Source organism: Marinobacterium sp. xm-a-127, from assembly GCF_013283425.1.
In the GTDB taxonomy this organism is placed as follows: Bacteria; Pseudomonadota; Gammaproteobacteria; order Pseudomonadales; family Balneatricaceae; genus Marinobacterium_E.
This window is the reverse complement of record NZ_WBYH01000001.1, coordinates 271,919-295,315: the sequence shown is the minus strand read 5'-3', so window position 1 is coordinate 295,315 and position 23,397 is coordinate 271,919. Positions and strand designations below refer to the sequence as shown.

20 protein-coding genes and 2 tRNA genes are annotated in these 23,397 nt (G+C 50.1%); 5 read left to right on the top strand and 17 right to left on the bottom strand.

The features are described from left to right. Window positions 1–3 precede the first annotated feature (3 nt). On the top strand, window positions 4–687 hold the full coding sequence (locus XMA127_RS01300) for a YciC family protein (RefSeq protein ID WP_173480247.1): 684 nt from the start codon (window positions 4–6) through the stop codon (window positions 685–687). A 362-nt stretch (window positions 688–1,049) separates the two neighbouring features. On the opposite strand, the gene pnp is transcribed toward XMA127_RS01300, so the two are convergent. From pnp to rlmE, 14 genes are all read right to left on the bottom strand, one after another. Next, entirely contained in the window at window positions 1,050–3,161 is a 2,112-nt protein-coding gene (pnp, locus tag XMA127_RS01295; RefSeq protein WP_173482972.1) for a polyribonucleotide nucleotidyltransferase, read from the bottom strand. A gap of 179 nt (window positions 3,162–3,340) precedes the next feature. Beyond that, a complete protein-coding gene (gene rpsO, locus XMA127_RS01290) occupies window positions 3,341–3,610 on the bottom strand; it encodes a 30S ribosomal protein S15 (RefSeq protein WP_173480245.1) in 270 nt (89 codons plus the stop codon). A gap of 102 nt (window positions 3,611–3,712) precedes the next feature. Continuing rightward, window positions 3,713–4,657 (bottom strand): tRNA pseudouridine(55) synthase TruB, encoded by a 945-nt coding sequence (truB, locus tag XMA127_RS01285; RefSeq protein ID WP_173480244.1) that lies wholly within the window; start codon window positions 4,655–4,657, stop codon window positions 3,713–3,715. A gap of 1 nt (window position 4,658) precedes the next feature. Further along, a complete protein-coding gene (gene rbfA / locus XMA127_RS01280) occupies window positions 4,659–5,039 on the bottom strand; it encodes a 30S ribosome-binding factor RbfA (RefSeq protein WP_173480243.1) in 381 nt (126 codons plus the stop codon). Window positions 5,040–5,047: 8 nt separating this feature from the next. Beyond that, a complete protein-coding gene (gene infB, locus XMA127_RS01275) occupies window positions 5,048–7,555 on the bottom strand; it encodes a translation initiation factor IF-2 (protein ID WP_173483790.1) in 2,508 nt (835 codons plus the stop codon). A 28-nt stretch (window positions 7,556–7,583) separates the two neighbouring features. Further along, window positions 7,584–9,077: a transcription termination factor NusA gene (gene nusA, locus XMA127_RS01270; protein ID WP_173480241.1), complete on the bottom strand. Its 1,494-nt coding sequence runs from the start codon at window positions 9,075–9,077 to the stop codon at window positions 7,584–7,586. A gap of 32 nt (window positions 9,078–9,109) precedes the next feature. Further along, a complete protein-coding gene (gene rimP, locus XMA127_RS01265; protein WP_173480240.1) occupies window positions 9,110–9,565 on the bottom strand; it encodes a ribosome maturation factor RimP in 456 nt (151 codons plus the stop codon). Window positions 9,566–9,800: 235 nt separating this feature from the next. Further along, window positions 9,801–9,877: transfer RNA gene (locus tag XMA127_RS01260), tRNA-Met, on the bottom strand. Between the two features lie 45 nt (window positions 9,878–9,922). Then, a tRNA-Leu gene (locus XMA127_RS01255) sits at window positions 9,923–10,007 on the bottom strand. A 7-nt stretch (window positions 10,008–10,014) separates the two neighbouring features. Next, on the bottom strand, window positions 10,015–10,377 hold the full coding sequence (gene secG, locus XMA127_RS01250) for a preprotein translocase subunit SecG (protein ID WP_173480239.1): 363 nt from the start codon (window positions 10,375–10,377) through the stop codon (window positions 10,015–10,017). 77 nt (window positions 10,378–10,454) lie between these two features. Further along, a complete protein-coding gene (gene glmM / locus XMA127_RS01245) occupies window positions 10,455–11,804 on the bottom strand; it encodes a phosphoglucosamine mutase (RefSeq protein ID WP_173480238.1) in 1,350 nt (449 codons plus the stop codon). 1 nt (window position 11,805) lies between these two features. Then, on the bottom strand, window positions 11,806–12,675 hold the full coding sequence (folP, locus tag XMA127_RS01240) for a dihydropteroate synthase (RefSeq protein WP_173480237.1): 870 nt from the start codon (window positions 12,673–12,675) through the stop codon (window positions 11,806–11,808). Between the two features lie 56 nt (window positions 12,676–12,731). After that, window positions 12,732–14,723 (bottom strand): ATP-dependent zinc metalloprotease FtsH, encoded by a 1,992-nt coding sequence (gene ftsH, locus XMA127_RS01235; RefSeq protein WP_173480236.1) that lies wholly within the window; start codon window positions 14,721–14,723, stop codon window positions 12,732–12,734. Window positions 14,724–14,775: 52 nt separating this feature from the next. Continuing rightward, the gene (rlmE, locus tag XMA127_RS01230) at window positions 14,776–15,399 is read right to left on the bottom strand and encodes a 23S rRNA (uridine(2552)-2'-O)-methyltransferase RlmE (RefSeq protein ID WP_173480235.1); all 624 of its coding nucleotides are present in this window, start codon (window positions 15,397–15,399) and stop codon (window positions 14,776–14,778) included. A gap of 98 nt (window positions 15,400–15,497) precedes the next feature. Here rlmE and yhbY point away from each other — a divergent pair, with 98 nt between their 5' ends. From yhbY to XMA127_RS01210, 4 genes are all read left to right on the top strand, one after another. Next, the gene (yhbY, locus tag XMA127_RS01225; protein WP_173480234.1) at window positions 15,498–15,800 is read left to right on the top strand and encodes a ribosome assembly RNA-binding protein YhbY; all 303 of its coding nucleotides are present in this window, start codon (window positions 15,498–15,500) and stop codon (window positions 15,798–15,800) included. Between the two features lie 244 nt (window positions 15,801–16,044). Next, the gene (locus XMA127_RS01220; RefSeq protein WP_217361972.1) at window positions 16,045–17,088 is read left to right on the top strand and encodes a TRAP transporter substrate-binding protein; all 1,044 of its coding nucleotides are present in this window, start codon (window positions 16,045–16,047) and stop codon (window positions 17,086–17,088) included. Between the two features lie 15 nt (window positions 17,089–17,103). Next, window positions 17,104–17,616, top strand: a complete 513-nt coding sequence (locus tag XMA127_RS01215; RefSeq protein WP_173482975.1) for a TRAP transporter small permease — start codon at window positions 17,104–17,106, stop codon at window positions 17,614–17,616. Continuing rightward, the gene (locus XMA127_RS01210) at window positions 17,613–18,926 is read left to right on the top strand and encodes a TRAP transporter large permease (RefSeq protein ID WP_173482976.1); all 1,314 of its coding nucleotides are present in this window, start codon (window positions 17,613–17,615) and stop codon (window positions 18,924–18,926) included. The genes XMA127_RS01215 and XMA127_RS01210 overlap by 4 nt, the downstream gene beginning before the upstream one ends. Before the next feature lie 262 nt (window positions 18,927–19,188). On the opposite strand, the gene XMA127_RS01205 is transcribed toward XMA127_RS01210, so the two are convergent. Genes XMA127_RS01205 through carB form a run of 3 tightly spaced genes read right to left on the bottom strand, consistent with a single transcriptional unit; the run spans window position 19,189 to window position 23,357 of the window. Then, window positions 19,189–19,605 carry an acyl-CoA thioesterase gene (locus XMA127_RS01205; protein WP_173483789.1) on the bottom strand — a complete coding sequence of 139 codons (417 nt, stop codon included), beginning with the start codon at window positions 19,603–19,605 and terminating at the stop codon, window positions 19,189–19,191. A 51-nt stretch (window positions 19,606–19,656) separates the two neighbouring features. Further along, window positions 19,657–20,139, bottom strand: a complete 483-nt coding sequence (gene greA, locus XMA127_RS01200) for a transcription elongation factor GreA (protein WP_173480230.1) — start codon at window positions 20,137–20,139, stop codon at window positions 19,657–19,659. Next, a complete protein-coding gene (carB, locus tag XMA127_RS01195; protein ID WP_173480229.1) occupies window positions 20,136–23,357 on the bottom strand; it encodes a carbamoyl-phosphate synthase large subunit in 3,222 nt (1,073 codons plus the stop codon). Before carB ends, greA begins: the two co-directional genes overlap by 4 nt. Between the last annotated feature and the right edge of the window lie 40 nt (window positions 23,358–23,397).

The window sequence follows — 23,397 nt, the reverse complement described above, 5'->3', positions numbered from 1 at the left end:
TTTATGACTAAAGATTATCTACAACAATCGTTTTTCTTCTTCCGTTCCAACTTCAGTGCTCTATTGAGCATTCAACTGCCGTTTCTGATCATTCTGATGATCATCCAGATGAGCACTATTTCCGGAGTGGATGAGTCGAGCAACATGCAGGCACAGCTGATTCTGCTAACCGGTATGGACATGCTGTTTGTTCCTATCTACCTAGCGGCGACCATCTTCTATATGCAAGCCGTCATCGATGGAGGTTCGATCACAACCACGCAAAGCTGGTTTATGGCATTCCGCTGCTGGGGCAGACTATTTTTAACCTTCGTGCTTTCGGCATTGGTAACAGCACTGGGACTCATGTTGCTGATCGCCCCCGGTATCTATATAGCCGTTCGCTTAGCCCTGGCTAACGCCATCTGTGTCATTGAAGGTAAAGGGCCAATCGACTCGATGAAAGAGAGCTGGGAAGGCACTGACGGCCTGTTCTGGACCATGTTCAAAGGTCTGGCTCTGATCTTTGGTGGCCTGTTCATTCTAGAGGTGATCCTATCGCCGATGGTCGATCCAAGCAGCATGATCTCGATGCTGATCTCAGTCACCCTAGACTTCCTAAATGTCCTAGGCACCATCTACGCCTATCGCGTCTACCGCGCATGGCGTGACAAAGAACCGGTTGAGGATGAACCTTCGGTTCTTTAATGGTGTTGGAGCATCTTTTCGCGGTTTGCCCTTCGGGGCAATTCGCTCCTACAGTAGGACTCCGTTGCGGGCTTATCGCGAAGTCCTATTGTAGGAGGGAATTCAGCTCTGCTGAAACCCCGATCGATTTCAACAGCGGGTAACAGGCTGAAGGCCAGTCACCATACTTCGTAGGAAGATCAGCGCTCCAGTGACTGGCTTTAGCCTGTCATCTGCTTTCTTAGCGTTTTCCAGAAAAGGAGTAAAGCCTACCTGCGGATGACAGGCTGAAGGCCAGTCACCGCAAAGATCGCCACATCTTCGATATGGAACCAACAAAAAACCGCCATAAAGGCGGTTTTTTAAGTGCGAATCAGCAGTGATTAGTTCTCTGCAGTTTCGTCCTCTTCAAGATCTTTCATTGAAAGCTTGATACGGCCGCGGTTATCGACGTCCAGTACCTTAACTTTAATGACGTCATCCATGTTGATGTAGTCAGTTACTGCGTTCACGCGCTCTTTAGCGATCTGTGAAATGTGTACTAGACCATCTTTACCAGGAAGGATGTTAACGAATGCGCCGAACTCTTCGATGCGAACAACCTTACCTTCGTAGATCTTGCCGATCTCTGCTTCTGCAGTGATCGCAACAACACGGTCAACAGCTGCTTGTGAAGCTGCTTTGTTGTCTGCGTAGATACGAACAGTACCGTCGTCATCTAGATCGATTGAAGCGCCTGTCTCTTCAGTAATAGAGCGGATAGTTGCACCACCTTTACCGATAACGTCGCGGATCTTCTCTGGGTTCACTTTAAGCTGAGTCATGGCAGGAGCGTGGTCAGCCAGTTCTGGACGAGCGTAACCGATCACTTTCGCCATCTCACGTAGGATGTGAACACGAGCGTCCAGTGCCTGTTCTAGAGCGATCTCCATGATCTCTTCAGTGATACCCGTGATCTTGATATCCATCTGCAGTGCTGTAACACCGGCTTCGGTACCTGCTACTTTAAAGTCCATATCACCTAGGTGGTCTTCGTCACCCAGAATATCGGTTAGGACAGCGAAACGATCGCCCTCTTTAACCAGACCCATTGCGATACCGGCAACCGCTGAACTTACTGGTACACCCGCATCCATCATGGCAAGTGAAGAGCCACAGACAGAGGCCATTGATGATGAACCGTTTGATTCAGTGATCTCAGAAACAAGACGCATGGTGTAAGGGAAGGCTTCCTGAGTTGGAAGTACCGCAGAGACACCACGACGAGCCAGACGACCGTGACCGATTTCACGACGACCTGCACCACCCATACGGCCAGCTTCACCAACAGAGTATGGAGGGAAGTTGTACTGAAGCATGAATGGATCACGACGCTCGCCCTCTAGCGCATCGATGATCTGTACGTCACGGCTTGTACCCAGTGTACAGGTAACGATTGCCTGAGTTTCACCACGAGTGAACAGAGCTGAACCGTGTACGTTTTTAAGAACGCCCACTTCCACTTCGATTGGACGAACGGTTTTACCGTCACGACCGTCAATACGTGGCTGACCGCTAAGGATGCGCTCACGTACAGTTGCTTTCTCGATAGACGCGAATACTTTAGAGACTTCACCAGCGCCTGGTGCGCCCTCTTCACCTGTTGCAAACTGCTCTACAGCGGCATCGCGAAGTGCTTTAAGCGTGTCTTGACGCTCCATCTTGTCTGCTACTTGGAAGGCTGCTTCAACCTGTGCACCGAATGCAGCAGTAATCGCATCAGTCAGCGCTTCGTTTTTAGCAGCTGGCTGCCAATCCCACTTAGGTTTAGCGGCTTCAGCGGCAAATTCGTTAACGGCGTTGATAACCACTTGCATCTCTTGGTGAGCAAATAGAACCGCACCTAGCATCTCATCTTCGCTAAGCTCTTTCGCTTCTGACTCAACCATCAGTACCGCTTCGTTGGTACCCGCTACGACCATGTCTAGTTCAGAGTTTGCTAGCGCTTCGTAGGTTGGGTTAAGGATGTAACCTTCATCTTCCGTGAAGCCCACACGTGCTGCACCGATTGGGCCAACAAATGGGATACCAGAGATGGTGAGTGCTGCAGAGGTACCGATCATTGCAGCGATATCTGGATCAACATTCTTATCAGAAGAGACCACAGTACACACCACCTGAACTTCGTTCATGAACCCTTTAGGGAACAGTGGACGAATTGGGCGGTCGATTAGACGAGACGTTAGTGTCTCTTTCTCAGTTGGACGGCCTTCACGTTTGAAGAAGCCACCAGGGATACGGCCAACTGCGTAGTATTTCTCTTGGTAGTGCACTGAAAGTGGGAAGAAGTCTTGTCCCTCTTTCGCTGTTTTTGCGCCAACGACAGTACACAGAACCTGTGTCTTTTCGTTAACAGTAACCATAACTGCACCAGTCGCCTGACGAGCGACCTTACCAGTTTCGATCGTTACGGTGTCATTACCGAACTGGAACGTTTTAGTAACCGTGTTAAACATCGATTAACTCCTAGTAATTAACTATGTTCCGCGTCCCCTGATCTTCACTCTTTTAAAGCCAGTACTCAGTTGAATTCAGTAAACTCAAGTGAGTACAGGCTGTCAGATCATTTGGTTTTGCGGAGGGTTTAAAGTAGAAAGGGCCATACTAAGTATGGCCCTAACTGGGTATCTAGCTCTTAGCGACGAAGACCTAGACGACCGATCAACTCAACGTAGCGAGTAGCATCTTTCTTCTTAAGGTAGTCCAGCAGCTTACGACGCTGGTTAACCATACGAATTAGACCACGACGTGAGTGGTGATCCTGCTTGTTCGCTTTGAAGTGACCCTGAAGGCCTTCAATGTTTGCAGTTAGAAGGGCAACTTGAACTTCTGGTGAACCAGTATCGTTCTGACCACGACCGTACGCTGCAACGATTTCAGCTTTCTTTTCAACAGACAATGCCATTGTTTTATCTCCTATTAGCAATATGCACACAGCCTAGGCTGCGGGTTAAGTCGCGCAACACCGAGCATATTTTCAGTGAAGCGTCATACCCTTGAGGGTAAATCAGTTTTCAGAGGTATCGAGTAGTCGACGAGCGCGTAATCGCCCCTCATCATCCACTTCAGCCATACCTAAGAATCGCTCTTCAGCAAAGAGTCTGACGAGGCCGCGCTCTGAGAATAACTCCCCTAAACGTTGCCCCTGCAGAAGACGATTTGCTAAATCTGCGGGTAATTCGATTGAAGGCAATGACTCCACTGCACTCCAGGGCGGCAATAATAGCGCATCTAAACGCATTTGTATGCACTCTAACGACTGATCTGACTCACGATGTTGTGCAATCTCATTCAACTGTTCGAGTGTCAGCATTGCGCTTCGATCGTAGGTAGCCACGGCAAGCCGTCGCAACATACTGACATGCGCACCACAGCCAAGTGCCAGACCTAGGTCTTCGACGATGGAGCGAATATAGGTGCCTTTAGAACAGTGCACCTCAAGATCAATCTCATCAGCACGCAGATCCAGCAGTTTGATCTCGTAAATGCATACCTGACGCGGCTTAACTTCGACCTTTTCACCTTTGCGCGCCAGCTTGTAAAGCGGCTGGCCATTGTGCTTTAAGGCCGAGAACATCGATGGAACCTGTTCGATTTCGCCAGAGAATTTGGCTTGAATCAGATCGTTTAACGCGTCTCGATCTAACTCAGGAACAGGCTTAGTTTCGATCACTTCGCCATCAGCATCACTGCTGTCAGTGCGAACCCCTAGCTTTGCCGTTGTGATATAGCGCTTATCAGAATCGAGAAGAAACTGTGAAAACTTAGTCGCTTCACCCAAACAGATGGGCAACATACCGGTAGCTAGAGGGTCTAGTGCGCCTGTGTGACCCGCTTTCGCTGCGTCATACAGACGTTTTACCTTCTGCAGGGCAGCATTCGAGCTGATGCCCTGAGGCTTATCAAGCAAAAAGACGCCGTCAATGCGGCGTCCTTTTTTACGTCGAGCCATGTTAGCCCTCGTTATCTTCGAGACGGCGAGCCTTCTCGATCAAGCTCGTTAGGTGACGACCGCGATGAATGCTCTCGTCATAATGGAAACGTAACGCCGGCATGACTCGCAGTGAGATGCCTTTTGCCAGTTCAGCACGAAGGAAACCTGCAGCCTGCTTAAGCACCTCTAGGCTCTGCTTGGTCGCTTCCGCCTCATCCTGTTCACCCAGTGGGAGAACGGTAATGTAGACATCCGCATAGCCTAAGTCTTTCGCTACTTTGACGTGGTTAATCGTCACCATTCCAATGCGTGGATCTTTAATCTCACGCTGAATAAGGGTCGCCAAATCACGCTGGATCTGGTCCCCTACTCGGTCTGTGCGTTTAAAATCGCGAGCCATACAACCTCTTAGATGGTACGTTGAACTTCAACTGTGTCGTAAACCTCAATCTGGTCGCCGACTTTAACATCGTTGTAGTTCTTCACGCCGATACCACACTCCATGTTCTGACGAACTTCGTTGACGTTGTCTTTAAAGCGACGCAGTGACTCAAGCTCACCTTCGTAGATAACGACGTTATCACGTAGGACACGGATGCGTTTATTACGGAAGATTGTACCTTCGATAACCATACAACCGGCAACCGCACCGATCTTAGGCGCACGGAAGACATCACGAACTTCAGCAATACCAACAATCTCCTCTTTGAACTCAGGAGAGAGTAGACCACTCATCGCCTGTTTCACGTCATCGATGATGTCGTAGATAACACTGTAGTAGCGAAGCTCCATCTCTTCACGCTCAACAATCGCACGCGCCTGAGCGTCTGCACGAACGTTAAAGCCGATTAGGATCGCTGAGGAGGCCAACGCAAGGTTAGCATCGGTTTCACCGATACCACCAACACCGCCAGAGACGATGTTCACTTTTACTTCATCGGTAGAGAGATCTTCTAGTGAGCTAGTCAGCGCCTCTAGAGAGCCTCGAACGTCGGTCTTAAGGACGATGTTAAGCGACTTAACTTCACCCGCTTCCATGTTCGAGAATAGGTTCTCAAGTTTCGCCTGTTGCTGACGCTGCAGTTTAACTTCACGGTATTTACCCTGACGGAATAGAGCGATTTCACGCGCTTTCTTCTCAGTGGATACTACGGTGAAGTCTTCACCTGCATCTGGCGTTCCGTCTAGACCTTGAATCTCAACTGGAATCGCAGGGCCACCCGCTTCTAGCGGCTTGCCGTTTTCATCAAGCATGGCACGTACACGGCCGTAGTGAAGACCAGCTAGTACGATATCACCGCGCTTAAGGGTACCGTTTTGAACCAGTAGCGTAGCAACCGGACCACGACCTTTATCGAGACGTGACTCAACGACAACACCTGTACCTGGCGCATCTGGAACTGCTTCAAGCTCAAGAATTTCTGATTGAAGAAGGATCGCTTCAAGCAGCTCATCAATGCCCTGACCTGTTTTAGCAGAGACTGGACAGAACTGAACATCGCCGCCCCAATCTTCAGGAATAACATCACGTTGAGCCAGCTCGTTCTTAACTCGATCTGGATCCGCTTCCTCTTTATCGACCTTGTTGACCGCAACTACAAGAGGTACACCAGCCGCTTTAGCGTGCTGAACCGCCTCTTCAGTCTGTGGCATCACACCATCATCTGCGGCAACTACCAGGACAACGATATCCGTCAAAGAGGCACCACGGGCACGCATAGCGGTGAACGCGGCGTGTCCAGGAGTATCTAGGAAGGTCACCATGCCGTTGTCAGTCTCAACGTGGTAAGCACCGATGTGCTGGGTAATACCGCCAGACTCGCCAGAAGCTACACGTGTTGAACGGATGTAATCGAGCAGGGATGTTTTACCGTGGTCAACGTGACCCATAACAGTAACAACCGGAGCACGTGTCACAGACTCACCGCTGTGAGCGGCCACCGACTCCATCAACTCATCTTCGATCGCGTTCTCAACCATAGGCACCGCTTTGTGGCCCATCTCTTCTACCACAAGGATCGCAGTATCTTGGTCGATTGGCTGGTTGATGGTTGCCATCGCACCCATCTTGAACATCACCTTGATCACTTCAGCCGCTTTGATCGACATCTTCTTAGCCAGATCAGCAACCGTGATGCTCTCTGGAATAGAGACTTCATGAACAATCGCAGTCGTCGGCTCTTTAAAGCCGTGCTGGTTATCGCCTTGACGCATTGGCTTACCACGACCTGGCTTACCGCCTTTACCCGGACGAGCGTTCAGCGTGCCATTACCACGACCTTTCGACTTACGACGATCGTCGTTATCACGCTGGTTGTTACGGCGCTCATCGCGCTGCTTGTTCTTGTTGCGAGGATTTTCAGTTTTAGGTTCCGCAGCTGGTTTCTTCTCAACCGGCGTTTCAACCACTGGCTCAGGCTTAGGCTCTTCAGCTTTAACCGGTTCAGCGGCCTCTTTAACTTCTGCTTTTGGCGCTTCCACTTTAGGCTCTGCAGCCGTTTCAACCGCCACCTCTGGTGCCGCTTCAACGACCGGTGCTTCAACCTGTGGTTCAGGCGCTGCCACTGGAGTCTCTTCCACTGCTGGAGCTTCTGGAGCCTGTTCAATCTCTGTACGTTTCACGTAGGTACGCTTTTTACGCACTTCAACGTTAACGGTTTTACGACTGCCGGCACCGCCCACTTTCAGCGTAGAGGTTGTCTTACGCTTAAGCGTGATCTTCTTCGGTGCGCCAACGTCATCGGCATCTTCGCCGTGACTGCGTTTCAAATGGGCTAATAGCTGCTGACGCTCTATCTCTGTGACAGTTGAATCGTTGGATTTACCTTCGACTCCCGCTTCCTGCATCTGTGTTAACAAACGCTCAACGGATACACCAACCACATCGGCAAGCTGTTTAATCGTTACTTCTGCCATAAATGGGTTCTCCTTTTCCGTTGTCTAATTACTGCTGATCTTCTGCAAACCAAGGTGCACGCGCTGTCATAATCAACTCACCTGCGCGCTCTTCGGTCATGCCTTCAATGTCTAGCAGCTCTTCAATAGACTGTTCTGCAAGATCTTCCATGGTAACCACACCACGGCTTGCTAATGTGTACGCTAGGGTACGTTCCATACCTTCCATAGTTAGGAGGTCTTCTGCTGGCTCTACATCGCCAAGTTGCTCTTCACCTGCAATTGCAAGGTTAAGCAGTGCATCTTTTGCGCGTTCACGAAGGGCGTCAACGATCTCCTCGTCAAACTCTTCGATCTCAAGCATTTCGTTAGCCGGTACGTAGGCAACTTCCTCAAGCGTGGTGAAGCCCTCAGCAACTAGGATCTCAGCAAGGTCGCTGTCGACATCAAGGTGCTTGATGAACAGATCCACTGTTTTACCCACTTCAGACTCGTGTTTAGACGCCGCTTCCGCTTCGCTCATCACGTTCAGTTCCCAACCAGTCAACTCTGCTGCTAGACGAACGTTCTGACCGGCACGACCGATCGCCATCGCCAAAGCATCTTCATCAACCGCGACGTCCATTGAGTGAGTCTCTTCGTCCATAACGATCGAAGCGACTTCAGCAGGCGCCATTGCATTGATCACAAGCTGCGCAGGGTTGTCGTCCCAAAGGATGATATCGACACGCTCACCACCCAACTCATCAGAGACGGCTTGAACACGCGCACCGCGCATACCAACACAGGCACCTACAGGATCTAGACGACGATCCTGAGTCTTAACAGCGATCTTAGAGCGAGCACCTGGATCACGAGCCGCTGCACGGATCTCAATCATCTGCTCGGCGATCTCTGGCACTTCGATAGAGAAGAGTTCGATCAACATCTCGTTTGAAGTACGGCTAAGGATAAGCTGTGGGCCGCGACCCTCAGAACGAACTTCTTGAAGCACCGCGCGAACACGCTCACCCATACGGAAGATTTCACGAGGTAGTAGGTTTTCACGTGGCAGAAGTGCTTCTGCGTTGTTACCCAGATCAACAATCACATTGTCGCGAGTCACTTTCTTAACAGTACCCGCGATCAATTCGCCCTGGCGATCACGGTAAAGATCAACTACTTTAGCGCGCTCAGCCTCACGGACTTTTTGTACGATAACTTGCTTCGCTGTTTGAGCTGCGATACGACCGAATGCAACCGACTCAACCTGCTCTTCGTGGTAATCACCAGGCTGCAGATTAGTGTCGATCTCTTCTGCCTCTTGCATGGTCAACTCGGTACCCAGTGCAGGAACCGCTTCGTTATCCACAACCAACCAACGGCGGAAGGTGTCATAATCGCCCGTTGCACGGTCGATAACCACTCGGATATCAGCTTCTTCGTCGTAGCGCTTCTTAGTGGCTGTTGCCAGCGCGACTTCAATCGCCTCAAAGATGACCGCTTTCGGGACATCTTTTTCGTTAGAGACGGCTTCAGCAACCAGTAGAATCTCTTTATTCATATCAGTTCTTCGCTCCTAATAGTCAAAGCGGATTAAAATTGCGGAACCACATTGGCCCGATCGATCAGGTCATGCGGTAACAAATATTCGTGATCATCAACGACCAAAAGCACATCTTCGCCTTCGATGCCGTTAAGAATCCCTTTAAACTTGCGACGCCCCTCAAACGGCGAGCGCAGACGCAGTTGAATCGTATGGCCAGCATACGCAGCGAATTGCTCTAGAGTGTAAAGGGGACGATCCATCCCTGGGGATGAGACTTCAAGGGTGTAGTTCTCTGAAATGGGGTCTTCTACATCCATCACAGCACTCACCTGCTGGCTAACGCGCGCACAGTCATCGACCGACACTCCGTTAGGGCCATCTATATAGATACGCAACAGGCTATTTTTACCTGACGCGTTGTACTCCAGCCCCCAAAGCTCCAAATCTAAGCCCTGCACAACTGGATCAATCAACTCTTGTAACAGCTTTAATTTTGCTGACACTGTTCACCTATAAATTTCAAAAACAAAAAATGGGTCATATAGACCCATTTTTGACTTATCTACCACCATGTACGGAAGGCAGATATCACTGTCTTCTGTTTGGACGCGGCCATCAAATAGCTACGAAAAAGCCCCATAAAGGGGCTTACCAAACAAGGATGTAACATCCTAAAAGTGGTAGTAAAAACCCGTCAAAACTAGTCTTCAGGATTTTCACAAATACCCAACGTAAAGTTGGTAGCGGGGGCCAGATTTGAACTGACGACCTTCGGGTTATGAGCCCGACGAGCTACCAGGCTGCTCCACCCCGCATCAAAAACAGGTAAATTTTACGCTTCACCCACTGCGTTTACAACTTGGTGCCCAGAGCCGGACTCGAACCGGCACGTCCTAAGACACTACCCCCTCAAGATAGCGTGTCTACCAATTCCACCACCTGGGCTAAACTTTTAGTTGTCTCCTGCTGTTGGAATCTCTGATTCCGACACAACAGGCAGTTCCGTTGTTGACGCTTGCTCAACCTGGGCAGCCGCTTCAATCGTTGCAGCATCAGGGATACCTGCATCACCAACAGACGCGGCTTTCTCTTTCGCGAACACAGCCAAAACGAAGCTGGTTACAAAGATACCCGCAGCAAGAATGGCTGTAACGCGACCTAGGAAGCTACCGCTACCCTGGCTACCGAAAACAGTTTGAGAGGCACCACCACCAAATGACGCACCCGCTTCTGCACCCTTACCCTGCTGAATAAGAATCAGGCCGATAACCGCTGCTGCAAGCAATACGTGAATGATAAGAACGATGGTTTCCATTCTAGCTTTAAACCTTAATTACGCACCGAAAACAGGGGTGCCATTTAAAAGAGGCGCAAATCTTACCCGAGCACCCGTCAAGATACAAGCGCCTGCAGCTCTTTTTCAACCTGCCCCGCCAGTGTCTCACAGACCTGATCCACCTCATCAAGATCGGAGCCTTCAACCATAACACGGACCACAGGCTCAGTCCCGGAGGGACGTAGCAATACGCGACCACGATCAGCCAAACGCGCCTCGGCTGCTGCAACATGCTCTGCCACGGCTGGCGAAGATGCGATATCTACCTTCTTAGCCAAGCGCACGTTGATCATCTTCTGCGGTAGTTTTTGCATACCGTGCTTCAGCTGATTAATCGTTTTGCCTGACTGCGCGACCGCTTTAAGCACCTGAACAGCGGCAATGGTCGCATCACCCGTCGGTAGAATATTACGACAGACAATGTGACCTGACCCTTCGCCACCCAAATTCCAGTCGTGCTCTGCGAGCTGCTCTAATACATAGCGATCGCCCACTTTAGCTCGCACGAACGGAATATCCATTTTTGCCAGCGCTTGCTCTAAACCAAGATTAGTCATCAGCGTACCAACGACACCGCCCTGCAACTCACCGCTCTGCTGTAACGCCTGGGCAATGATGAAGAGGATCTCATCGCCATCGACGATCTCTCCCTTATGGTCAACAAGAATCAATCGATCGGCATCACCATCTAACGCAACACCCAGATCTGCCTCTGCTTCGAGCACTTTAGCTTGAAGTGCTGCAGGCGCCGTCGCACCACACTGCTCGTTAATATTTAGGCCGTCTGGATCGGTACCAATCTCGATGACTGAAGCGCCTAGCTCAGCAAAGACCTTAGGCGCAATGTGATAACCAGCGCCGTTGGCACAATCAACGACAACCTTAAGGCCCGCTAAATTCAAACAACCCGCGGCAGTCGATTTACAGAACTCTATGTATCGCCCAGCGGCATCATTGACTCGACGAACCTTGCCTAATTCGGCTGAGCTAACCGTAGTCATAGCCAGATCAAGCTGGGCTTCAATGCGCTCTTCGACATCATCTGGCAGCTTAGTGCCCGCCGAGCTGAAGAACTTAATACCATTGTCGTCATAGGGGTTGTGCGATGCACTGATCACAATACCGGCATCAGCGCGGAAGGTACGAGTTAGGTAAGCGATCGCTGGCGTTGGCATAGGGCCTAGCAATAACACATCAACACCGGCGGCAGACAGGCCTGCCTCAAGCGCCGACTCAAACATATAACCGGAGATTCGAGTATCTTTGCCAATCAGGACTTTACTACGTCCTTCACGGGCAAACACACGACCCACAGCCCAACCGAGCTTCAACACAAAATCTGGGGTGATAGGAAAGGTTCCTACCTGTCCACGAATACCATCTGTACCAAAATAACGACGACCCAATTTAGATCCCTTCCTTTAAAACGGCTTCCGTCATACGAACCATATCGACGGTTGCTAAAACATCATGCACACGAATAATTTTTGCACCGCGCTCAACCGCGAGCGCAACGGTTGCAAGACTACCAAAGAGTCGCTGGTCAGCCTCACGATTAAGCACCTGGCCCACCATGGTTTTTCTAGAGGTGCCCGATAACACAGGCACGCCTAAGTCCAATAATTTATCCAAGCGATTGAGTAACTGTAAATTATGTTGCAAGGTTTTGCCAAACCCAAAACCGGGATCTACGATTAATCGTTCTTTCGCAATCCCTGCAGCCATACACCGATCTAACTGCTGATCGAGAAAATCCATCACCTCAGAGACCACATCGGCATACTCTGGCTGTCGCTGCATTGTCGCCGGGCTACCCTGCATATGCATCAGACAGATTGGCAGATCCGTTTTTGCAGCAGCCTCTAGCGCGCCTTCACGCCCAAGCGCTCTAACATCATTAATGAGACCAGCCCCTAGCTTGGCCGATTCTGAAATCAATTGAGCCGAGCTGGTATCGATGGAGACGACCACATCGATCTCGGCATTGATTCGTTCCAGAACAGGCAAAACGCGATCCATCTCCTCCTGCTCACTGACTTCAGCGGCACCAGGACGAGTCGATTCACCGCCGATATCAACAATCGTCGCGCCGTCGTTAACCATCTGCTGGGCATGCTGGAGCGCTTTATCAATCGAGAGCGCAGAGTGTTGATAGAGGTGACCGCCATCCGAAAAGGAGTCAGGCGTCACGTTAAGAATACCCATTACCTGCGTTTTAGAGAGATCGAGTACTCGACCGGCACACTGTAGCTGCGTCACATTTCTACCTTTATTCATACACTCTACAAATAACGAAAAAGCCCTCACGAGTGAGGGCTTTTGTGAATCACGACTTACTGTTTGGGCTCATCTTTTTGATCATCTTGAGGATCGCCCCAACCTGACTGACCCTCATTAGAGTGAGACGCCTGATCATCCTGATCTACCTCTGGCACATCAGACTCAGCCTCAGAACTGTTAGCCGCCTCTTCCTCTTTGACTGCATCAACACGCTCTTGAGAGTCGTTCCAACCCTCTGGTGGAGTCACCTCTTGACGCGCCATCAACTGATCAATTTGATCGCTGCTGATCGTCTCGTAGGTCATCAACGCTTCACACATTGAGTCAAGGATATCACGGTTATCCGTCAGAATTTGGTAAGCCTTCTGGTAGCACTCATCGATGATTTTGCGAACTTCGGCATCGATCTTGTTCTGAGTTTCACCCGACATCGGTTTAGATGGCTGCCCCATGCCGCGACCAAATGGATCATCATCTTCATCACCGTAGAGCAGTGGACCCAACTCATCGGTCAGACCCCAACGCGTCACCATGTTGCGCGCAAGCTGAGTCGCACGCTGAATATCGTTTGAGGCACCGGTTGTTACCCCCTCTTTACCCAGTGTCATCTCTTCCGCAATTCGGCCACCGTAAAGCGAACAGATTTGCGAGATAATGCCCTGACGACTGAACGAGTAGCGATCCTCTTCAGGAAGGAACATCGTCACACCCAACGCACGACCACGCGGGATGATAGACACTTTGTAGACAGGATCATGCTCAGGCATCAGACGACCGACAATCGCGTGACCTGCCTCGTGGAATGCCGTATTCAGACGCTCTTTGTAAGACATGACCATAGAGCGGCGCTCAGCACCCATCATGATCTTATCTTTCGCTTTCTCGAACTGCTCCATACCGACAGTGCGACGGCTATCGCGTGCGGCAAACAGGGCTGCTTCGTTAACCAGGTTAGCCAAATCAGCACCCGAGAAGCCCGGCGTACCACGCGCAATCAACTCAGGCTTAACATCATCACCCAGCGGAACTTTGCGCATGTGGACTTTAAGAATTTTTTCACGACCTTGAATATCAGGCAGACCAACGTGCACCTGACGGTCAAAACGACCTGGACGTAGCAGAGCAGGGTCAAGCACATCGGGACGGTTGGTTGCCGCGATCACGATGATACCCTCAGTGCCTTCGAAACCATCCATCTCGACAAGAAGCTGGTTCAACGTCTGTTCGCGCTCGTCATTACCACCGCCAAGACCGACACCACGTGAACGACCGACCGCATCAATCTCGTCGATGAAGATAATACAAGGCGCATGTTTCTTAGCTTGATCAAACATGTCACGCACGCGTGACGCACCGACACCGACAAACATCTCAACGAAGTCAGAACCGGAAATACTGAAGAAAGGCACCTTAGCTTCGCCAGCAATCGCCTTAGCAAGCAGCGTCTTACCGGTACCAGGGTTACCTGCCATTAGGACACCACGAGGGATATGGCCACCTAAACGCTGGAATTTACCTGGATCGCGAAGGTAGTCGACCAACTCAGCAACTTCCTCTTTGGCCTCTTCTACACCTGCGACATCTTCGAAGGTTGTTTTGATCTGATCTTCACTCATCATGCGCGCTTTCGATTTACCGAAAGACATAGGGCCGCCTTTACCGCCGGCACCGCCCTGCATTTGACGCATAAAGAACATGAAGATGGCAATGATGATAAGAATCGGGAAGGTCGCGACGAGCAGCTGCTGCCATAGACTCTGCTGCTCAGGCATTTTGCCTTCAACGACGACATTGTGCTCTAGAAGGTCATCAATCAGCTTGGGATCCGAGATCGCTGGGCGAACGGTTTCAAAACGATCGCCATTCTGACGCACACCTTCGATGGTAAAACCATCAACCGTCACACGCTCAATACGGCCTGATTGAACCTCTGCCACAAAGTCAGAGTAGCTCAGGCGGCCGCTCTCGGTCTCGGCGCTAAAATTATTAAAGATGGTTAGCAGTACGGCTGCAATCACTAACCATAGCACCAAATTTCTTGCCATATCGTTCAACTTCTTACCCTCTATAAACTAAAACGAAAGCTCTGTTTAAAAGCTATACGTCTTTAAAACCTTTTCCGAGCAGATAGACCTCACGCGAACGCGCGCGAGATGAATCTGGCTTACGGGTGACCACCGATTTAAAGCTACTGCGCAGTTCTGCAAGGTAGGGATCAAACCCTTCACCCTGAAATACTTTCACCAAAAAGTTGCCGTTCGGTTTCAGTATCTGACGCGCCATATCCAACGCCAACTCCACCAAGTACATCGCAGCTGGCTGATCCGATGATGCATTACCACTCATATTGGGGGCCATATCTGAAATTACAAGGTCTACTGGCTCATCTCCTATCGCAGAGAGGATCTCCTCGAAGACGGAATCTTCAGTAAAGTCACCCTGAACGAATGTAACTCCGCCCAGCGGAGCCATCTCAAGAATGTCTGAAGCCACTACACGACCAGAGTCACCCACGATTTCGGCCGCCACTTGAGACCAACCACCTGGCGCAGCGCCCAGATCGACAACCGTCATTCCAGGCTTTAACAGATGGTCTTTATCATTCACTTCCATCAACTTATAGCAGGCGCGTGAACGGTAACCATCATCTTTAGAACGCTTTACGTATTGATCGTCAAAATGCTCTTTTAACCAACGACCACTGCTTTTAGATCTTGCCAAGGGATGTTCCTAGAAAGCATCACTCTATGATGCATGCAACAAAGGGGTTAAAATGAAGAAATTGTAACGCCCACCAAATTTAAGGCACTAATTCTAATATGAGCTTAACAACTGATCAAAAAAAGCGTCTTCGCACGCGTGCACACACTCTAAACCCAATCGTTATGGTTGGCGGCAACGGACTGACTGAAAACGTTCAGTTAGAAGTCGACCGAGCATTGGAAGATCACGAACTGATCAAAGTAAAGTTCGCCGTTGGCGATCGTGACCTAAAGCGCGAACTGATCAAAGAGCTAGTCGCTGTCGTTGAAGCGGAACTGGTGCAAGAGATCGGTAACGTAGCCGTGCTATTCAGAGCATCGGATGAACCAAATCCAAAACTCTCCAATCTAATGCGTTAACCATTGGTTCATTTATTGATATTACAGGCCTTACAGCTTAATTAAATGTAACCAACCCCCTATTCAAAAATGTGAACAAGGGATTGTTGAACAACCGTATAAAAAATAGTGTTACGCAACGAGACGCTTTAATAGAAGAAAAACAACTTCTAATATCTAGATCCAATTCAACGAGTTTAATGATTCTTGAGCTAGTATTAACAAGTTAGTCGATGTCTTGTTTAAAACCCCAAGGAGAAAAATAATGATCAAACGTATTATCGCTCAGACTGCCGGTGTTGCAGTTCTTGGCGCTGCTATTGCAGCTTCTGCACAGGCCGCTGAATTCAATCTAAAGATGCACCACTTCCTACCTGCGAAGGCACCTGCACACGCTAAGTTCTTCCAGCCATGGGCTGATTCTATTGAAGAAGCGTCTGAAGGCCGTATCAAGATCAAGATTTACGGTTCAATGTCTCTAGGTGGAAAACCACCTCAGCTAGTTGACCAAGTACAAGACGGTTTCGTTGACATCATCTGGACGCTTCCTGGTTACACTCCAGGCCGTTTCCCAGCGATCTCTGCATTTGAAAACCCATTCATGGTAACGGATGCATACGAAACGTCGCAGGCACTTCAGGCTTACTACGAAGCTAACCCAGAAGTTCAGAAAGAGTTTGCTGATATGCACCCTCTAGCATTCTGGACGCATGACCGTGGCGTTGTTTACTCTAAAGGTGACGCAATCGACTCTGTTGCTGACTTCGCTGGCAAAAAGATTCGTAACCCAAGCCGTCCAGTTGCTGCTGCTCTAGATGCTCTAGGCGCTACTCCAGTCGGTATGCCTGTACCAGAGATGCCACAGGCACTGGCCAAAAACGTGATCGACGGCACAGTGATTCCATTTGAAATCGTACCTGCTCTCAAACTTCATGAGCTTGTCGACAACGCGGTTGAAGTTCAAACAGAAGATGGCCGTGGTCTATACACCGCAGTATTCCTTTTGGGCATGAACAAAGCTAAGTACGAATCAATGCCTGCTGATCTTCAACAGATCATGGATGACCACGCTGGCATGTACTTCGCCAAGCTAGGCGGTGAGTTCTTCAAAAACGCTGAAAACTACGGTCGTAAGCTGATTGACGAGAACGCAACTCGCTCACAGATGCCAGCTGCAGAAGTGAAGAAAATGCAGGAAGTAACCGCTAACGTACCCGTTGAGTGGGTTAAAGAGATGGACGGTCTAGGTCTACCAGGCCAGAAGCTTCTTGACTCAGCTAACGCTATGCTTGAGAAATACAGCAAATAATTAAAAGGTGTTCAAGTGACAACACTGTTACTGAAAACCCGGTCTCTAGCAGACCTCTACGAGCGAGCCACTTTGTGGCTCGCTCTTTTATCAGGATTCATCCTGACGATCATGGCATTCACTACGGTGACCAGTGTGGCGGGACGATACTTTTTCTCCTCGCCCATCAATGGTGATACCGAGATTGTCCAAATGTTTACCGCTGTGGTTGTTGCGTTAGCAATGCCCTACTGCCAAATGCGCTTTGGCAACGTCATTGTCGACGTCTTAACAGCTTCAGCTCCCGCGCCTTTCCGTCTCACTATGGATGTTATCGGCAGCCTAATTTTGGCCGTGCTCTTTTACTTCCTGGCGACACAGGCCTATGAGGGTGGCTTAGCTGCCCAGAAATACGGCAATGAGACGATGATGCTGCGGATGAAAGAGTGGTGGTTCTATATGACCATCGCCTTTGGCTTTAGCCTTACCTCTATCGCTGGTGTGCTTAAACCACTGGCAATGATTGCAGAATATAAGGGTGTGAAATGAGTGACGAATTAACGGCAGGCGTCATTATCCTGTTCATGCTAGTCATCATGTTTTTGCGTGTGCCGATCGGCATCGCAATGATGCTTGCCGGTGCGGTCGGTTACTCAATCATCGACGACTTCAGCACCCTAATGTTCTACATGAAGGGCTCATCCTTCGGACAGATGGCAAGCCATTCGCTATCGATCATTCCTCTGTTCCTACTGATGGGTAACCTCGCAACTCGTTCAGGTATTAGCCGTTCACTATTCACCGGTGTTAACGCCTTTATTGGCCACTACCGCGGTGGCCTGGCGTTAGCTGCCGTTGGCGGCTGTGGTGTATTTGGTGCGATCTGTGGTTCATCACTGGCAACAGCAGCGACTATGGGTCAGGTGGCACTTCCAGAGATGAAACGGCACGGCTACCACGGTGCTATGGCAACAGGCGCACTAGCCGCTGGTGGTACTCTAGGCATTCTAATCCCACCATCCATCGTTCTGATCATCTACGCGATCATGACCGAGCAGAACATCGTCAAGCTCTTCATGGCAGCGATGGTACCCGGCATCATGGCGATCATGGGCTACATGCTGGTTATCGCGATTCTGGTGAAGCTGAAGCCTCACTACGCGGACAAGAGCGCGAAAGCGAGCTGGTCTGAACGCGGTAAGGCACTGCTTGAACTGCTACCTGCAAGCTTCCTATTCATTGGTGTATTGGGTGGTATCTACGGCGGTATCTTCACACCTTCTGAAGCAGCCGCTTACGGTGTGGTCGGTACCATCGTCATTGCGCTAATCAACCGCCAACTTACCTGGGATGGATTCATCGACTGTATCAAGCAGACCGCTATCAACAGCGCGATGATCTTTGTCATCCTTCTAGGTGCCGATATCTTCAATGCCTTCCTGAGTCTAAGCGGCATGCCAGAGACACTGGCGGAGTGGATTCTGGATCGCGAATTGTCGCCTATGCTGGTACTGATGTTGATGTTAGCTGTCTACCTAGTGCTGGGCTGTTTGATGGATTCACTCTCGATGATCCTTCTGACAGTACCGATCTTCTTCCCAGCCATCATGGGTTTAGACTTCGGCATGACTGAAGAGCAGACCGCGCTCTGGTTCGGTATCATCTGTTTGATCGTGGTTGAGGTCGGCATGATCACCCCACCGGTAGGGATGAACGTCTTCATCATCAACAAAATCGCAGAGGGCGTTCCGATGCGGGATACCTTTGTGGGTGTTCTACCCTTCTTGGCGTCAGACTTCGTTCGCGTAGCCTTGCTACTGCTATTCCCTGTTCTGACCTGGGGTATTATTCCGGATTAAGCGCGTTAAATCGTACTGCAAAAACCGCCTTTATGGCGGTTTTTTTTGTTGGAGCCATATCGAAGATGTGGCGATCTTTTCGGTGACTGGCCTTCAGCCTGTCATCCGCTGTTGAAATCGATCGGGGTTTCAGCAGAGCTGAATTCCCTCCTACAATAGGACTTCGCGACAAGCCCGTAACGGAGTCCTACTGTAGGAGCGAATTGCCCGTAGGGCAAACCGCGAAAATATTCCGAAGCTTGTCACCTGATTTGAAATTACGCTAGAGCAGTGTCTCTACATACTCCGGAAGCTCTTGTGCTGGTGGTACTGGCTTGGAGTTACCCTCATCATCCAGTGCGACAAACTTGAAGATCGCTTCGGTCACTTTTTCACGATGACCTATGCGACTGCGGCGCACCCAGCACTCCACTTTGATATCCATTGAGCTACTGCCGACTCTAACCACTTCGGTGTAGACACCCAGTACATCTCCTACACGAACCGGGCGGATAAAGCTCATACCATCCAGTGCAACCGTCACCACTCGACTCTGTGCACGCTGGCCCGCACATATACCGGCAGCCATATCCATTTGTGACAATACCCAACCACCGAAGATATCGCCTGAGGGGTTGGTATCAGCCGGCATTGCGATGGTACGGGTAGTAAGACGGCCTGTAGGGGTTTCTTGGGACATGAGGAACTCCAAATAATAAAAAACCGCCCGAAGGCGGTTTTTTGAATCAGCTTAGATATGCTTAACTTCTGCAATCTCATATTCAGTCACACCGGCCGGGGTCTCAACCGCGGCGATGTCACCCTCCTCTTTACCGATCAGTGCTCGTGCAATCGGGGAGTTGATAGAGATCTTATTCAGTTTGATGTCTGCTTCATCGTCCCCGACGATCTTGTAGGTCACTTCCGCGTCGGTATCGACGTTAATTAGATCAACCGTCGTACCAAAGATCACTTTACCCGTGTGAGGCAGGCTGGTGACATCGATCACTTGAACCACTGAAAGCTTGCTCTCAATGTCCGCGATACGACCTTCGATAAAGCCCTGCTGTTCACGCGCTGCGTGGTACTCAGCATTCTCTTTAAGGTCACCGTGCTCACGTGCTTCAGCAATCGCTGCAATCACGGTTGGGCGATCTTGGGTTTTAAGACGCTCCAGTTCAGCGCGAAGTGCCACTTCGCCCTCAACGGTCATGGGAACACGATTGACACTCATGCAGACGCCTCCGCGTGGATCTCTTGAAGACGACGCACGGTACGCTCTTCACCGTAACGAAGTGCTTCGGTAATCGCGACGGCACCGGCCATCGTCGTTGAGTAAGGCACTTTATGCTGCAGTGCTGCACGACGGATATCGGCTGAATCAGCAATCGCTTTACGGCCCTCCGTTGTGTTTACAACGTAGTTAACTTCGCCGTTCTTCAACATATCAACGATGTTTGGACGACCTTCAGTGACCTTGTTCACAACCTTAGCTGTAATGCCGTGAGTCTCTAGTAGTGCTGCTGTACCGCTGGTTGCAACGATATCGAAGCCAAGTTCAACCAACTGTTTAGTCAGTTCACAAGCGGCCTCTTTATCGACGTCACGCACTGAAACAAACGCAGTACCTGGCTTAGGTAGCTTGTCGCCAGCTCCCAAGTGAGCCTTCATGAATGCTTCACCGAAGGTTTCACCGGTACCCATGACTTCACCCGTAGACTTCATCTCTGGGCCAAGGATTGGGTCAACGCCCTGGAATTTATTGAACGGGAATACCGCCTCTTTCACGTTGAAGTAGCTTGGTACGATCTCTTTCGTAAAGCCTAGCTCTTCCAATGACTTACCGGTCATAACCAGTGCAGCGACTTTCGCTAGAGAAACACCGATACACTTAGATACGAAAGGAACTGTACGTGATGCACGAGGGTTAACCTCGATCACGTAGATCTCGCCATCTTGGTAGGCTAACTGGACGTTCATCAAGCCAACAACACCCAATTCAAGTGCCATCTTGCGCACCATCTCGCGCATCTCGTCCTGGACGTCTGCTGCAAGGTTGTACGGAGGGAATGAACATGCTGAGTCACCTGAGTGAACACCCGCCTGCTCAATGTGCTGCATGATCGCTCCAATCACGACCTGCTTACCGTCACAGACCGCATCGATATCCACTTCGATCGCTGCGTTTAGGAAGTGATCAAGCAGGACAGGTGATTCGTTAGAGACCTGAACGGCTGTATTCATGTACTTACGCAGCTCGTCCTCTTTGTAGACGATCTCCATCGCACGACCACCCAATACGTAAGATGGACGAACAACCAGTGGGTAACCGATCTTCTCGGCTTCAATGATCGCCTCTTCAAGGCTACGTACTGTTGAGTTCTCTGGCTGTTTCAGACCAAGACGCTTAAGCATCTGCTGGAACAGTTCACGGTCTTCAGCACGGTCGATCGCTTCAGACGAGGTACCAATGATTGGAACGCCAGCCTGTTCTAGAGCTACGGCTAATTTCAGAGGAGTCTGACCACCGTACTGAACAATCACGCCTTTAGGCTGTTCAACTTCAACGATTGCCAACACATCTTCTAGAGTGATCGGCTCGAAGTAGAGGCGGTCTGATGTGTCATAGTCGGTAGAGACGGTTTCAGGGTTACAGTTAACCATGATGGTCTCGTAGCCATCTTCACGCGCTGCAAGCGCTGCATGAACACAGCAGTAGTCAAATTCGATACCCTGACCGATACGGTTAGGGCCACCACCGATGACCATGATCTTGTCACGATCCGATGGGTTCGCTTCACACTCCTCTTCGTACGTTGAGTACATGTAAGCGGTATCAGTCGCAAATTCTGCGGCACAGGTATCGACACGTTTGTAGACTGGCTTAATACCAGCTGCCTGACGATGCTTGCGGAACTGCTTCTCTGAAACACCCAATAGCTTGGCTAGACGAGCATCTGAGAAACCTTTGCGCTTCAGCATGAACAGATCGGTTGTAGAGAGTTCACTCAGTGCGGTTTCCGATACGCGCTGCTCATCTTTGATGATGTCTTCGATCTGAACCAAGAACCAAGGATCAACGCCACTCAGTTTGTAGATCTCATCAACGCTCATACCCATACGGAAGGCATCGCCGATGTACCAGATGCGCTCAGAACCTGGAGTTGTGAGTTCGTATACGATCTTATCGCGTGCATCTTCAGCGGTAATATCAACAATCGGATCGAAGCCTTCAGAACCAACCTCTAGACCACGTAGTGCTTTCTGCAAAGACTCTTGCTGAGTACGACCAATCGCCATCACCTCACCCACCGACTTCATCTGAGTCGTTAGGCGATCGTTTGCTTGTGGGAATTTTTCAAAGGTGAAACGAGGGATCTTCGTTACCACGTAGTCGATGGCAGGCTCGAAGGACGCTGGTGTTTGACCGCCAGTGATGTCGTTCTGAAGCTCATCAAGCGTGTAACCGACCGCCAGTTTTGCCGCCACTTTCGCAATTGGGAAACCTGTTGCTTTTGAAGCCAGTGCTGAAGAGCGTGATACACGTGGATTCATCTCGATTACCACAACGCGTCCAGTCTTTGGACAAACACCAAACTGTACGTTCGAACCGCCTGTTTCAACACCGATCTCACGCAGAACTGCAATCGAAGCATTACGCATCAACTGGTACTCTTTATCGGTCAACGTCTGCGCTGGTGCGACTGTGATTGAGTCACCTGTGTGCACACCCATGGCATCAAAGTTTTCGATCGAACATATGATGATACAGTTGTCGTTCTTGTCGCGGACAACCTCCATCTCGTACTCTTTCCAACCGATCAACGATTCATCAATAAGTAGCTCGTTGGTCGGTGATAGATCCAAACCACGCTCACAGATTTCGATGAACTCTTCACGGTTGTAGGCGATACCACCACCAGAACCACCCATAGTGAATGATGGACGGATGATCGCTGGGAAGCCAACCTGATCCAGTACCTGAAGAGCCTCTTCCATCGAGTGAGCGATAGAGGCGCGTGGACACTCAAGGCCGATGTTCTTCATCGCCTTGTCAAAACGTTCACGGTCTTCCGCTTTATCGATCGCATCTTGAGTAGCACCGATCATCTCAACACCAAACTCAGCGAGAACACCTTCGCGGTCGAGGTCGAGTGCACAGTTCAGTGCAGTCTGGCCACCCATAGTCGGTAGCAGCGCATCTGGACGCTCTTTCTCAATGATCTTAGCAACCGTTTTCCAGTTGATTGGCTCGATGTATGTCGCATCAGCCATCGCTGGATCAGTCATGATCGTCGCTGGGTTTGAGTTAACAAGAATAACTCGGTAACCCTCTTCGCGAAGCGCTTTACACGCTTGTGCGCCAGAATAGTCAAACTCACACGCCTGACCGATAACGATCGGGCCTGCACCTAGGATAAGAATACTTTGTATGTCGGAACGTTTTGGCATCGTAAAACCTGGTCTAAATCTGTTTCTCTAAGTTACCCGT

Excerpts from the sequence above, each read along its gene's own strand:
- XMA127_RS01300 (WP_173480247.1), top strand. The coding sequence starts at position 4 with ATGACTAAAGATTATCTACAACAATCGTTTTTCTTCTTCCGTTCCAAC.
- pnp (WP_173482972.1), bottom strand. The coding sequence starts at position 3,161 with ATGTTTAACACGGTTACTAAAACGTTCCAGTTCGGTAATGACACCGTA.
- rpsO (WP_173480245.1), bottom strand. The coding sequence starts at position 3,610 with ATGGCATTGTCTGTTGAAAAGAAAGCTGAAATCGTTGCAGCGTACGGT.
- truB (WP_173480244.1), bottom strand. The coding sequence starts at position 4,657 with ATGGCTCGACGTAAAAAAGGACGCCGCATTGACGGCGTCTTTTTGCTT.
- rbfA (WP_173480243.1), bottom strand. The coding sequence starts at position 5,039 with ATGGCTCGCGATTTTAAACGCACAGACCGAGTAGGGGACCAGATCCAG.
- infB (WP_173483790.1), bottom strand. The coding sequence starts at position 7,555 with ATGGCAGAAGTAACGATTAAACAGCTTGCCGATGTGGTTGGTGTATCC.
- nusA (WP_173480241.1), bottom strand. The coding sequence starts at position 9,077 with ATGAATAAAGAGATTCTACTGGTTGCTGAAGCCGTCTCTAACGAAAAA.
- secG (WP_173480239.1), bottom strand. The coding sequence starts at position 10,377 with ATGGAAACCATCGTTCTTATCATTCACGTATTGCTTGCAGCAGCGGTT.
- folP (WP_173480237.1), bottom strand. The coding sequence starts at position 12,675 with ATGAATAAAGGTAGAAATGTGACGCAGCTACAGTGTGCCGGTCGAGTA.
- ftsH (WP_173480236.1), bottom strand. The coding sequence starts at position 14,723 with ATGGCAAGAAATTTGGTGCTATGGTTAGTGATTGCAGCCGTACTGCTA.
- yhbY (WP_173480234.1), top strand. The coding sequence starts at position 15,498 with ATGAGCTTAACAACTGATCAAAAAAAGCGTCTTCGCACGCGTGCACAC.
- XMA127_RS01220 (WP_217361972.1), top strand. The coding sequence starts at position 16,045 with ATGATCAAACGTATTATCGCTCAGACTGCCGGTGTTGCAGTTCTTGGC.
- XMA127_RS01210 (WP_173482976.1), top strand. The coding sequence starts at position 17,613 with ATGAGTGACGAATTAACGGCAGGCGTCATTATCCTGTTCATGCTAGTC.
- XMA127_RS01205 (WP_173483789.1), bottom strand. The coding sequence starts at position 19,605 with ATGTCCCAAGAAACCCCTACAGGCCGTCTTACTACCCGTACCATCGCA.
- greA (WP_173480230.1), bottom strand. The coding sequence starts at position 20,139 with ATGAGTGTCAATCGTGTTCCCATGACCGTTGAGGGCGAAGTGGCACTT.
- carB (WP_173480229.1), bottom strand. The coding sequence starts at position 23,357 with ATGCCAAAACGTTCCGACATACAAAGTATTCTTATCCTAGGTGCAGGC.